The sequence below is a fragment of the Ihubacter massiliensis genome (assembly GCF_024125305.1).
Taxonomy (GTDB): Bacteria; Bacillota; Clostridia; order Peptostreptococcales; family Anaerovoracaceae; genus Hominibacterium; species Hominibacterium faecale.
Genome location: NZ_JAMXVH010000001.1, coordinates 2,851,866 through 2,864,995, shown reverse-complemented (window position 1 = coordinate 2,864,995; position 13,130 = coordinate 2,851,866). Strand labels below are relative to the sequence as shown.

The 13,130-nt window shown below is 45.2% G+C and carries 10 protein-coding genes; all 10 read left to right on the top strand.

The window, feature by feature from the left end:
* The first annotated feature begins 159 nt into the window (after positions 1-159).
* Entirely contained in the window at positions 160-1,020 is an 861-nt protein-coding gene (locus NIA71_RS13320) for an enoyl-CoA hydratase/isomerase family protein (protein WP_253020641.1), read from the top strand.
* A gap of 81 nt (positions 1,021-1,101) precedes the next feature.
* The gene (gene htpG, locus NIA71_RS13315) at positions 1,102-2,949 is read left to right on the top strand and encodes a molecular chaperone HtpG (RefSeq protein ID WP_253020640.1); all 1,848 of its coding nucleotides are present in this window, start codon (positions 1,102-1,104) and stop codon (positions 2,947-2,949) included.
* Between the two features lie 27 nt (positions 2,950-2,976).
* Complete coding sequence (locus tag NIA71_RS13310; RefSeq protein ID WP_253020639.1) at positions 2,977-4,260, top strand: MFS transporter; 1,284 nt, start codon at positions 2,977-2,979, stop codon at positions 4,258-4,260.
* A gap of 44 nt (positions 4,261-4,304) precedes the next feature.
* A complete protein-coding gene (locus NIA71_RS13305; RefSeq protein ID WP_253020638.1) occupies positions 4,305-5,180 on the top strand; it encodes a 3-keto-5-aminohexanoate cleavage protein in 876 nt (291 codons plus the stop codon).
* Positions 5,181-5,202: 22 nt separating this feature from the next.
* Entirely contained in the window at positions 5,203-6,369 is a 1,167-nt protein-coding gene (locus NIA71_RS13300; protein WP_253020637.1) for a thiolase family protein, read from the top strand.
* A gap of 10 nt (positions 6,370-6,379) precedes the next feature.
* On the top strand, positions 6,380-8,320 hold the full coding sequence (locus NIA71_RS13295; RefSeq protein WP_253020636.1) for an FAD-dependent oxidoreductase: 1,941 nt from the start codon (positions 6,380-6,382) through the stop codon (positions 8,318-8,320).
* A 215-nt stretch (positions 8,321-8,535) separates the two neighbouring features.
* Positions 8,536-9,870: a hypothetical protein gene (locus NIA71_RS13290; protein WP_253020635.1), complete on the top strand. Its 1,335-nt coding sequence runs from the start codon at positions 8,536-8,538 to the stop codon at positions 9,868-9,870.
* A complete protein-coding gene (locus NIA71_RS13285) occupies positions 9,851-10,225 on the top strand; it encodes a TnpV protein (RefSeq protein ID WP_001129922.1) in 375 nt (124 codons plus the stop codon). Before NIA71_RS13290 ends, NIA71_RS13285 begins: the two co-directional genes overlap by 20 nt.
* A gap of 366 nt (positions 10,226-10,591) precedes the next feature.
* Positions 10,592-12,511 (top strand): tetracycline resistance ribosomal protection protein Tet(O), encoded by a 1,920-nt coding sequence (tet(O), locus tag NIA71_RS13280; RefSeq protein WP_000691758.1) that lies wholly within the window; start codon positions 10,592-10,594, stop codon positions 12,509-12,511.
* Between the two features lie 51 nt (positions 12,512-12,562).
* Positions 12,563-12,736, top strand: coding sequence for a cysteine-rich KTR domain-containing protein (locus NIA71_RS13275; RefSeq protein WP_002779755.1), 174 nt, complete (start codon positions 12,563-12,565; stop codon positions 12,734-12,736).
* Positions 12,737-13,130 lie beyond the last annotated feature (394 nt).

Here is a 13,130-nt window from a genome sequence, read left to right as displayed (position 1 = left end):
AAATTGCATGTATTGCAGCCGGCTGTCCAAATCGAAAGCTGGGACAACCGTTTTTATGCAGATTTTGCATTCGACAATGCATGGCATCGTTGCTATGCTTAATTCACGGTAAGGCGGAATGCCTGTAAAATTATTTAAGCTGTTAAGGAGGATAATAAAATGGCTACAAACACACAATTCGTAGGCTGGCCTACATTTGATGAACTGAAGGAAATGTTCAAGGAACACTTTATCATGGAAAGAAGAGAGGACGGCGTAGTTCTGGTAAGGATGCACACCAAGGGCGAATCTCAGCTGTGGAGTATGGAACTGCACGACGCCATCGGTAAGATGTGGAGATTACTGGGTACTGACAGAGAAACGGAATGTATCATCTTCACCGGTACCGGCGACAACTGGATCAGCGTGTTCGAGGATGAAAGCTGGGCTCCTGAAAAGACTGACCCTGCCGGCACGAGATACGATCACATGTTCATCGACGGCAGAAGAATGCTTATTGCCATGATTCAGGACGTAGAGGTTCCTACCATTGGTGCATTGATTGGCAGAGGCGGCCATTCCGAACTGGCGCTGATGTGTGATATCTGCATTATGGCAGACGATGCTGTAATCTCTGACCCTCACTATTGTAACGGTATCGTTCCCGGCGATGGTATCCACAGCTGCTTCTTCGAACTGATGGGAACCAGAAGAGCTGTTTATGCCATGTTCATGAACGAAATGATGGACGCTGAAACCTGCTTAAAGTACGGTTTAGTAAGCGAAGTTGTCCCTAAGGACAAACTGATCGACAGAGCTTACGAAATTGCTGACGTGATTATGGCGCAGCACAGAACCATCAGAAGATTAACTGCTCAGGTAGCCAGAAGACCTTGGAAGCAGAGAATCGTGGACGATCTGGATATGACGTTCGGTACTGAAATGTTCGGCGACTTCTGCAACACTTCAATGCTGCACTCCGATATCGATTCCAGAGATATGTATGCAGAAGCTGCAAGAGAAAAGGGTGTTTTGAAGTAAAGGAAATGCCTGAAATAAAATGATTCTAGTGATGGCGGGCGAGATGTACTTGCCCGCCATATTGATAACAGGAGCAGTGACATGGAACGCAAGAATGGGTGTTTATCTGTAAACAGTGAGAACATATTTCCGATTATAAAAAAGTGGCTGTACACAGAAGCGGATATTTTCGTTCGCGAACTGATTTCAAATGGTGCGGATGCTATCAGCAAGAGAAAAAAACTGGTCAATTTGGAAAAGGCCGCGGCTTTTAAAGAGGCTAAAATCCAAATTACCATCGATCAGAAAAGCGCCCGGCTGATTTTCTCGGATAACGGGCTGGGAATGGATATGGAGGAAATCGATCGGTATATCAACCAGATCGCGTTTTCCGGAGCAACCGATTTCCTGAACAGATATAAGCAGGGCAATAGTAAACAAATGATCGGTCATTTCGGACTGGGATTTTACTCTGCATTCATGGCTGCTGACCATATAAGTATTTCTTCGCTATCTTATAAAAAAAATGCGAAAGCCGTTTACTGGGACTGCACCTCCGACATGAAGTTTACAATGGAGGAAGGAACCCGCACGAAAGTCGGTACAGATGTAATCCTGCACCTGAATGAAACTTCCCAATACATGAACCGGGAATACTTGGAGGAAGTGATCAAAAAATATTTTGCCTTTTTTTCCATACCGATTGAAGTGCAGGTTGTTGGCAATACGCAGGAGGAAATGGCAGCTGCCAACGTTGTAAATGACTGCAGCCCGCTCTGGACAAGAAACCCGGAAAACTGCACGAAGAAAGACTATGTGGAATTCTACAAAAAGGCCTTTGGAATCGAAAAAGAACCGAAGCTTTGGATTCACCTCTATAATGAAGAGCTGGGCGTAAAAGGAATTATTTATATTCGTACAAAGGAACAGATGGAACAGTCCATCGATGGCGCCATGAAGCTCTACTGCAAGCAGGTTTATATCACCGATCAGGCCAAGAGCTTAATTCCCAGTTATCTGTTTTTCCAGAACGGGATCATAGACTGTGAGAATGCGCCGCTGATGGTTTCCCGCTCTGCGCTTCAGGAAGGTGAGAATGTCGAAAAGATTCAGAGATACATCACCGAGCAGGTCGCATACAAGTTCTATGGCACGTTCGAGTGTGAGCGTGCGTTCTATGAAAGCATCTGGGAGGACCTCAATCCGTTTATCAAGTTCAGCTGTCTCAAAGACAAGCTGTTCAGCAGCTATATCAGCAAATTCATACTTTTTAAGGATTTGATAGGCAAATATGTGACAATGGCAGAGCATCTGGAAGAAATCAGTGAAAGTCACGAAAATACGGTGTATTATATTTCCGATGACATCCAGCAGGCTCATTACATCAAGATGTTTCAGAATGCGGGAATGAATGCACTGTATATGACCCATGTAGTGGATACGCCATACATCAGAAAGCAGGAAAGCCTGCATGCAGACCTGCATTTTAACCGCATCGACTCCGATTGCTATAAAGCCTTAAAAGATGCAGAGGCAGAAGAGGCGATGGCTGCAGAAATGGAAAAGTACAGCGCGGCTGCGTCAGAGCTTTTTGCACCGCTGTTTGGCGACAAGCAGATTGAAGTCAAACTCGGGTGCCTAATGACCGATACAGTCTCCTCCATCATGATAATCGACGAAGAGGAACGCAGGGTAAGAGATACCCTTGAGCTGTATGAGACCAAAGGAATTGACATCAGCCGCTTTAAACAGGGAAAGGACGTTCTGCTTCTGAATATGAGCAATATGGTAGTTGACTATATGTTTTCCTGTGAGCGGCAGGAGGAAAAAAAGCTGATTGCAGCCCATCTGTACGATCTGGCCAGACTGGGACAGGAATCCCTTCAGGCACAGGAGATGGCAGAATTTATAGAGCGAAGCAATCATCTGCTGAAGAGAATCATTCAGTAATCCATGATTGGAGAAAGGAACGAATTTATGAAAGAAATAAACGAGAAATTTTATACGAAGAGTAATTTTGGAGCGAAAGGTTGGCTTCTGATCATCTTCGTTGGCTTAATGCTGATGTTCTGCTCCGCATTGACCAATGACGGATTAAATATTGTAATCCCTGTCATCGCAGGGGAAAACGGATGGGACTACGCACAGCTTTTGGCATACAGCACACCGGCAGGTTTCATCAGTGTTATCGGTGTACTCGTATTAAGTGTCCTTACTGATAAATTTGGAGCTAAGTTGATTACAATTATAAGCCTTCTGATTGCTGCTGCTTCGTATATATGGTATGGCCATGCGCAGAGCCCAACCCAGTACTTCATCGCTTTGACTTTAATGTCCACCTTTGCGACCGGAGCCGCATGGGTAAGCGGCGGCGCCTATCTGGCAATGTATTTCCCCCGTAAAAAAGGTTTGGCGTTAGGCTGGGCAACCATGGGTAACAATCTGTGCACTCTGGCTATGGTTCCGCTTCTGTCCATGATGACTGCTGCATTTGGCGGCATGGGCAATACCACATTGATTCTGGGCGTTGTAATCGCGGCTTTGATTGGATTCTGTTTCGTGCTTCCGAATAAGCCGGAAGATGCAGGGATGACCCCTGACAATTTGCCGATGAGTGCGGATGAAATACAGCAGTATCGCAAAGAAGCAAATGCATATGTATCTCCATGGACTTATAAGAAGCTGCTGCTGAATAAGGAAATGTGGCTGATTTCTCTCGTACTGGGCATAACCATGATGATTACGGTAGGAATTGTAAGCCAGATGGTAACCCGGCTGACCAGTTCTGAAATCGGCTGGGAACAGCCAAAAGCTGTAGCGGCATTGTCCGTGGCTGCTGGTGTCGGCATTGTTGGCAGTTACTTATGGGGAGTGCTGGATCAGAAGATTACTACAAAAAAAGCAACTGCGATTTACATGGTATGGTACGGTATTGCCGCATTCCTCAATGTAGTTCCCGGAAGTATACCATTATATATTTCCATCTTTATGATCGGATTCGCATTGGGCGGAAACGCCAATTGGCCGGTATCCTTATGTTCCAGTGTATTTGGACATATGAATTTTGCCAAGGTATACAGCCTGGTTTGTCCAATCTATACATTTATCCGCTGCTGTGCATTCGCAGTGCTTGCCTTCTTCATTTCCACTACAGGCTCTCTGAGCGGCGCTTACATCTTGTTTGGCGTTATGGCGATTATCGGTGCGGGATTGACAATTTTGATTAACGACAAGAAATATGCAGACGGCAAAATCAACTAAACTTGACGAAAATGGAAAGAAATTAGATGAAAAGGGAGATAAAAATGAGCAATTTAGATAATAAGGTAATTGTTACTGCTGCGCTTACCGGAGCTGTAACGCCTCCAGGCTACAATATTCCGGAAACTCCGGAACAGATTGCCAAAGATGCTTATGAATGCTGGAAGGCGGGTGCTGCCATCGTTCATTTGCACATGCGTGATGAACAGGGCCTGGGTACTATGGATGAGCAGCGGTTCAGAGAAACCATCCGCCTGATCCGTACATATGAGGACTGTGACGTTGTCATCAACTGTACCTCCTCCGGGGACGCCAGAGTATCCGGCGGCGATGCGGAAGGAAACGCCATCAGAATGAAGCACATGAAAACGCTGGATGGCATCGAAATGGGTTCATATGATGCCGGCTCCTTCAACTGGATGCCGGGCGGCGTTTTCATGAACACGCCGAAGTTTCTTGAAGAACTGGGCGACGTATATATGGAACGCGGGATCAAACCTGAATATGAAATCTTTGATACTGGGATGCTGGATATTGTGGAATACTTCACAAAGAAGGGCCACCTGCCTCAGGACCGTCACTATCAGTTTTGCCTTGGCATTCTGGGCGGTATGCCGGCAACGGTTGAAAATCTGCTGTACCTGACCAAGCATATTCCGGAAGGCGCAACCTGGTCTGCATTCGGTGTAGGCGCCGCACATCTGCCGATCATGTATGCAGCACTGGCGCTGGGAGGAAATATCCGCGTTGGCCTGGAGGACAACGTCGTGTTCGGTAGAGACGATAACGGCCAGAAGATCATGGCTACCAACAAGATGTTGGTGGAAAGAGCAGTTAAGGCGGTAGAGACATTTGGCAAGAAACCTGCCACTTCCGCAGAGGCGAGACAAATTTTGGGAATGAAACCCTTTGAACGGTAATACCTGAAGATTGGAGGAAAACATGAGAGAAGCAGTAATTGTTGCATACGGAAGATCTCCGGTATGCAAATCCAGAAAAGGCGGTTTTTCGGGGATGCATCCTCTGGAATATGCGGCTCAGACCCTGGACGGCGTTTTGAATAAGATCCCGCAGCTTAACAGATCCGGGATCGAAGATCTACTCGTTGGCTGTGCAGTCCAGACAGGGAAAACTTCCATGAATATGGGAAAGCTTTTGGCCGCAAGAGCAGGACTGCCGCAGAACGTAGCGGCGCAGACCATCAACAGATTTTGTTCGTCCAGCCTGCAGGCGATCGCTACGGCCAGCAATGCGATTCTGGCAGGTCAGGGCGATGTGTATGTAGCAGGCGGGATCGAAGATATGACCAGTACCTTTGCACCATATCCGGTAGAGGATTGTGATGAATGGTTGCTGAAAAACGATCCGGGCGCCTATATGCCTATGGGCGTTACTGCAGAAAACGTAGCGTCGCACTACGGGATTACCAGACAAGAAATGGATCAGTTCGCCGTGAAATCCCACGTTAGGGCCAGCAAAGCCCGTGATGAGGGGAAACTGGCGCCCTCCATCATTCCTGTCAAGGGCATCAATTTTGAAGGCACCGAGCAGATGATTACCCAAGACGAAGGAATTCGTGATCATACAAGCGTTGAAAGTCTGGCGGGATTGGAACCTTGTTTCCTTCCGCCTGAAGAAGGTACAGTAACTGCAGGAACCAGCTCTCAGACTTCAGATGCGGCGGCATTCGTAGTGCTTATGGAAAGGGCTAAAGCTAAGGCACTTGGAATCAAGCCGATCGCCAGACTGGTTAGCTTTGCTGTGGCCGGATGCGACGCTGCGGAAATGGGTGTTGGTCCTGTGTATGCTGTACCAAAAGCAATGGAACGTGCAGGAATGGAGATTGATGACATGGATGTCATTGAACTCAATGAGGCCTTTGCTTCCCAGTCCCTGTACTGCATCCGCAAGCTGAAGTTGGATCCCGAAAAAGTAAATCCATATGGCGGCGCAATCGCGCTGGGCCACCCGATGGGCGCCACTGGAGCGTTCCTGACTGCCAAGGCTCTGGATTACTTAGAAGACAACCAGAAAAAATATGGCCTTGTTACCATGTGTATCGGAGGCGGAATGGGCGCGGCCGGTATCTTTGAGCGAATAACAGAATAACGGTGATTTCATGAAAGACTATAAGTTAAAATTCCCCAAACTGTTTGAACCCTTAAAAGTAGGAAATGTAGTATACCGCAACAGATTGTTTGCGTCGCCATCAATGATGAGCCAGGTGATTGATGGCGGAAAACCAACGGATGCTTTAATAGGCTACTATCGTGAAAAGGCCAAGGGCGGGGCTGCGCAGGTGACTGTGGGCGATACGCCGGTGGATCAGGAGCATGCGCCGGCTTTTCCAGGATTATGCCTGATCAAGCCAAACATGCCGTTTCTGGCGGAATTGGCGTTTAATATCGAAGCGTACGGAGCAGTACCATCTTTCGAATTGAACCATGCGGGCTGGATGGCCAACCCGGAATTGTCGGGGAGCTCTCCCATCTCGTCCATTAGCTTCATGAGAGGAGATGGAGTCCAAGTCATTCAGATGGACGAGGACATGATGAAACGAGTGGCAGATAACTTCGCAAAATCTGCCGCTTTCATCAAAAAATGCGGATTTAAGGCTGCTGTTCTCCATGGCGGACATGGCTGGCTTCTGGCGCAATTTCTGTCTCCGATGGTGAATCGGCGCACAGATGAATATGGTGGAAACGAAGAAAACAGAGCCAGATTCCCTAAAATGGTTATTGATGCAGTGCGCAAGGCCGTGGGAAAAGATTTTATTCTTGAATATCGAATCAGCGGGACGGAATATGATCCTGCAGGGCTGACTTTAAATGAGACCATTCCTTTCGTACGATCAATTCAGGATAAAATTGACCTGGTTCATGTTTCCGGGGGAATTGATACTCGGCTTGATCTGACGCTGAAGGCACACCCCGGAATCTTCCAGGAACACGGATGTAATGTATTTCTTGCAGAAGCAATGAAAAAGTCTGTGGATATTCCGGTTGTTACCGTAGGCGCCATAAGCAGTCCACAGATGGCGGAAGAGGTTCTGGCGGCGGAAAAAGCAGATGTAGTTGCCATGTGCCGTGCGCTGATTGCCGATCCGTATTTTCCGGTCAAGGCCCGCAGAAATTTGGATGATGAAATCAGCCCTTGTACAAGATGTCTCCACTGCAGAGGACACATGGATACCCATAAGCATTTTTCCTGTTCTGTAAATCCAAGGACGGGCAGAGAAAACCGGTATCCCGCTGAAGTACCATCTGCACCTAAAAGCAAACGCATCGTAGTATTGGGCGGAGGCCCCGCCGGAATGAAAGCTGCTATCAATGCGAAGAAACGCGGCCACGAAGTCATACTGGCAGACAATCGTGCGAAACTTGGTGGGCAGCTCAACTTTACGGATTTTGACGCGCATAAATCCGATCTGAGAGCGCAGAAGAATCATCTGGCATATATGGTCCAAAAGCTTGGCGTTGATATAAGACTGAACACCCAGGCAGACAGGGCATACATTTCTGGCCTTAAGCCAGATGTGCTTTTCGTGGCAGCCGGCGCTGTTCCGATCATTCCCAAGATTAAGGGGATAAACGGAAGTAAGGTAATGGGTGCGATTGATACCTATTATAAAATGGAAAAAGTGGGCGCGAAGGTTGTCATAATCGGCGGAGGGCTAGTCGGCGTAGAAACTGCACTATTCCTCGCAGATAAAGGAAAAGACGTAACTATTATCGAAATGACATCCACAGCTTTTGCTGATGCCAACAGACTCCATGCCGAAGAAATAAGACTTGCCGTTAAAGAACACAATGTAAAAATATTGACAGAGACCGCCTGTATTTCCATAAATGGCGAAGGGGTAATTGTAGAAACAGGCGGAGAGAGAAAGCTTATAAAGGCCGATACTGTTGTATACAGCGTTGGTATGCAATCCAATACGGCAGCTTACGCAGAATTATATGACGCAGCCCCGGAAGTATACCGCATTGGCGACTGCGCTAAGGTGGGAACTACGGGGACTGCTATTCAGCAAGCGTACGTTCAGTCGCTGGAAGTGTAACAAAGACAGTGACCAAGGAAGAGCGGACAACTCTGGCGAGTGTCCGCTCTTTTGTTAGTGTAGTGTCCGGCAAGCTATTTGCCAAATGATCAGCCGGACATTACACTAGTGTGCCATCTATGCGTAATTCGCATTTGACCATGCAAGCGGCGTTATATACCATTTAGGCAGAGATGCTTACCCTAAACGGAGATTGTGAAAGGAGCAACTGATTCATGAACATAAAAACAAAATATTCCGAATTGTATCAACCAATGAAAATCGGACGGATGAAATTAAAAAATCACATTATGGTTCCGCCAATGCTGTGCTGCCTTGCTGATACAGATGGGAGGACTACACAAAAGCTCATTTCCTACACATCACATCTGGCTAAAAATGGAGCGGGCCTGGTTGTATTTGGTGAAACCAATGTGGATAACGAAAGATCTTACGACCATGTAAATGCGTTGAATATCGGCGATGATAAGTCCATTCCGGGTCTGGCAGTAATTGCAGAAGAGGTTCATCGTTTCGGAGCTAAAATCAGCATCGAACTGAATCATGCCGGCGCTTGCGCAGAATCGGTCCTTCTAAAGGATGGAGAAAAGGGGATCAGCCCGTCTCCTGTTCCGCCGTATATGCACCCGGGCTATGCGGGATGTTCTGTTGAAATCATGGATAAGGCTATGATGGAACATGTAAAGCAAAATTATGTGGATGCAGTAGGAAGACTTGTAAGAGCAGGATTTGATATGGTTACGTTCCACTGTGCCCATGGCTGGTTAATGGGGCAGTTCCTGTCTCCGTACTTTAATACAAGAACCGATGAATACGGCGGCTCCCTGGAAAACCGTATGAGGTTCCCGTTGGAAGTTTTAAAGGCGATTTACGATCAATATCACGATCAGATCTGCATTGATATGCGAGTATCGGGACGTTCCGGTGTTCCGGACGAAATCCGTCCAGTAGAAGAAGATTTTCAGGATGTTCTGGCATTTGTCAAGGCTGCAGAACCATATCTGGACATGATCAACATTTCGGCGGGATTCATTCCGTTCTTACCAAGCTTAAATTATATGATCCAGTCATATATGCTGCCCCATATGACAAATGTGGAATTCGCTGCGCGTATAAAAAAAGAAGTAAATATCCCGGTTGCAATTGCAGGCTCTATTTCAACGCTGGATGAAGCGGAAAGCATCTTGAAAGATGGAAAAGCAGACCTCATTGGAATGGGTCGTGCCGGCCTTGCTGACACGGATTGCTTTACAAAGGGCGAGCAGGGAAGAGAAGCTGAGATAAGACCTTGCCTGCGCTGCTGCCGCTGCAGTGCGAGAATCGAACCGCCCGCATACAAGGGAATTCAGTGTGCGGTAAATCCTACAGTAGGAAGAGAACTGCAATATCCGTTCATACCGACAGCATTAAAGAAGAAAGTCCTCATTGTAGGAGGCGGACCGGCAGGAATGGAAGCTTGCCAGCGTTGCTGCGATGTAGGACGGATTTTGCGGACATTCAAAATAAAAAAGAATGTGGAGGTAACAGACAATGGCAAAATCATTATTTGAGGAACTGGGCGGCAAATACGAAAGGCAAGGGGATTATTTGATACCGTGCTTAACTGTACCCGCCGAAGAAGAACAGGCAATAGGCATCTGGGGGCAACGGCATTTAGATTATCTAAAACAGTACCGTAAAGTTACATACACCAATCTTCTTACAAGCGGCAGGCTAAACGCCTACCTTGCCGACATCAACAGACAGGCACAGGAACGCTTTGAAAGGCTCATAGAGGGTATGAAACAGGCACAGGGCATAACGGAACAGCTAAAGGCAGAAAACGCCTTAGAATGGACAGGATGCCTCAATAACATAAGGGCTTGTGCGAGGGAGATTGTGGAAAAGGAAATTATTTTTGCATAAACAGATGATTAGTGGCAGGGGGAAATCCTGCCGCTTTTTCTGCTTTAGTTTGTCAGCTTGACAAATAAAGGGTTAAGGAATATAATTAGATTCAGTATTATACAAGGAGTTAATAAATATGCGGCAAGGTATTCTTAAATAAACTGTCAATTTGATAGTGGGAACAAAAAGTAGCAGTCCCGTTTCACTTTTAATATGGGGCTTAGTTTTTTGTACCCAGTTTAAGAATACTTTTATCATGTAATTTTATATGCCCGAAAACATATAAGTGTTTTGGGGCTATTGGAGTTATTTACCCAGTGATAGGAGTATTTATCACTGGGTATTTTTATGCCCTTTTTTGGGTGTTGATAGGAGGAAAATCACATGAAAATAATTAACTTAGGCATTCTGGCTCACGTTGACGCAGGAAAGACAACATTAACGGAAAGTTTATTGTATACCAGTGGTGCAATTGCAGAACTAGGGAGCGTAGATGAAGGCACAACAAGGACAGATACAATGAATTTGGAGCGTCAAAGGGGAATCACTATCCAGACAGCAGTGACATCTTTTCAGTGGGAGGATGTAAAAGTCAACATTATAGATACGCCAGGCCATATGGATTTTTTGGCGGAAGTATACCGTTCTTTATCCGTATTAGACGGAGCAGTATTATTAGTTTCTGCAAAGGATGGCATACAGGCACAGACCCGTATACTGTTTCATGCACTACAGATAATGAAGATTCCGACAATTTTTTTCATCAATAAAATTGACCAAGAGGGGATTGATTTGCCAATGGTATATCGGGAAATGAAAGCAAAGCTTTCTTCGGAAATTATAGTGAAGCAAAAGGTTGGGCAGCATCCCCATATAAATGTAACGGACAATGACGATATGGAACAGTGGGATGCGGTAATTATGGGAAACGATGAACTATTAGAGAAATATATGTCAGGGAAACCGTTTAAAATGTCAGAACTGGAACAGGAAGAAAACAGGAGATTCCAAAACGGAACGTTATTTCCCGTTTATCACGGAAGCGCTAAAAACAATCTGGGGATTCGGCAGCTTATAGAAGTAATTGCCAGTAAATTTTATTCATCAACGCCTGAAGGTCAATCTGAACTATGCGGGCAGGTTTTTAAGATTGAATATTCAGAGAAAAGGCGGCGTTTTGTTTATGTGCGTATATATAGCGGAACATTGCATTTGAGGGATGTTATTAGAATATCTGAAAAAGAGAAAATAAAAATCACAGAGATGTGTGTTCCGACAAACGGTGAATTATATTCATCCGATACAGCCTGCTCTGGTGATATTGTAATTTTACCAAATGATGTTTTGCAGCTAAACAGTATTTTGGGGAACGAAATACTGTTGCCGCAGAGAAAATTTATTGAAAATCCTCTCCCTATGCTCCAAACAACGATTGCAGTAAAGAAATCTGAACAGCGGGAAATATTGCTTGGGGCACTTACAGAAATTTCAGATGGCGACCCTCTTTTAAAATATTATGTGGATACTACAACGCATGAGATTATACTTTCTTTTTTGGGGAATGTGCAGATGGAAGTCATTTGTGCCATCCTTGAGGAAAAATATCATGTGGAGGCAGAAATAAAAGAGCCTACTGTTATATATATGGAAAGACCGCTTAGAAAAGCAGAATATACCATCCACATAGAAGTCCCGCCAAATCCTTTCTGGGCTTCTGTCGGGTTGTCCATAGAGCCGCTCCCTATTGGAAGCGGAGTGCAGTATGAAAGCAGAGTTTCACTTGGATATTTAAATCAATCGTTCCAAAATGCGGTTATGGAGGGGGTTCTTTATGGCTGCGAGCAGGGGCTGTATGGATGGAAAGTGACAGACTGTAAAATCTGTTTTGAATATGGATTGTATTATAGTCCTGTAAGTACCCCCGCAGACTTTCGGCTGCTTTCCCCTATCGTATTGGAGCAGGCTTTAAAAAAAGCAGGGACAGAACTATTAGAGCCATATCTCCACTTTGAAATTTATGCACCGCAGGAATATCTCTCACGGGCGTATCATGATGCTCCAAGGTATTGTGCAGATATTGTAAGTACTCAGATAAAGAATGACGAGGTCATTCTGAAAGGAGAAATCCCTGCTAGATGTATTCAAGAATACAGGAACGATTTAACTTATTTCACAAATGGGCAGGGAGTCTGCTTGACAGAGTTAAAAGGATACCAGCCAGCTATTGGTAAATTTATTTGCCAACCCCGCCGCCCGAATAGCCGTATAGATAAGGTTCGGCATATGTTCCACAAGTTAGCTTAACAGCTTGCAAAAGTCATATAAAATGAGATTTGAAAGGATTAGAGACTAATTATGATGAAATGCGAATGGATATTGTGTCCTGTTTGTGGGAGCAAAACCCGTAATAAAATTAGGAAGGACACTGTTTTGGAGAATTATCCCCTTTATTGTCCAAAATGCAGACAAGAAAGATTGATTAAAGTTGACAACTTGAAGATAACTGTCATCAAAGAGCCAGACGCTTAAGACGCAGAGCCGATGAAATTGTGGAACAATTCACGAATCATCGGCTCTTTTTGTTTCGTATTTGAAAGAACAAACTCACCAAATAAAAAAAACGATATTCGGGTGGGTTATTTTGTTATACCCTAAATTACCCTCTGAATTTGTTTTTAAATTTGGAGGGATTTTTTTATGTCCTTTTTTCGGGCAGTTATCTATCTGCTCATACGAAGCAAAATTTATCAATACATAGCATATCAGAGAACGGCAGGAAACCAGTTAAAAAAATTTCTGCCAGTGCAACGGTACTTCTCACCTTGAAAGTAGAAGTACAATCTCCATACAATAGAATTACTATTTCCTATAACCGTAAAGGTCACAGAGCCTTTGCGGTTTTTCTTTTGTCGATTTTTGTTGG

Bases quoted from the DNA above. Each gene is read 5' to 3' on its own strand.
- NIA71_RS13320 (WP_253020641.1), top strand. From the start codon at position 160: ATGGCTACAAACACACAATTCGTAGGCTGGCCTACATTTGATGAACTG.
- htpG (WP_253020640.1), top strand. From the start codon at position 1,102: ATGGAACGCAAGAATGGGTGTTTATCTGTAAACAGTGAGAACATATTT.
- NIA71_RS13310 (WP_253020639.1), top strand. From the start codon at position 2,977: ATGAAAGAAATAAACGAGAAATTTTATACGAAGAGTAATTTTGGAGCG.
- NIA71_RS13305 (WP_253020638.1), top strand. From the start codon at position 4,305: ATGAGCAATTTAGATAATAAGGTAATTGTTACTGCTGCGCTTACCGGA.
- NIA71_RS13300 (WP_253020637.1), top strand. From the start codon at position 5,203: ATGAGAGAAGCAGTAATTGTTGCATACGGAAGATCTCCGGTATGCAAA.
- NIA71_RS13295 (WP_253020636.1), top strand. From the start codon at position 6,380: ATGAAAGACTATAAGTTAAAATTCCCCAAACTGTTTGAACCCTTAAAA.
- NIA71_RS13290 (WP_253020635.1), top strand. From the start codon at position 8,536: ATGAACATAAAAACAAAATATTCCGAATTGTATCAACCAATGAAAATC.
- NIA71_RS13285 (WP_001129922.1), top strand. From the start codon at position 9,851: ATGGCAAAATCATTATTTGAGGAACTGGGCGGCAAATACGAAAGGCAA.
- NIA71_RS13275 (WP_002779755.1), top strand. From the start codon at position 12,563: ATGATGAAATGCGAATGGATATTGTGTCCTGTTTGTGGGAGCAAAACC.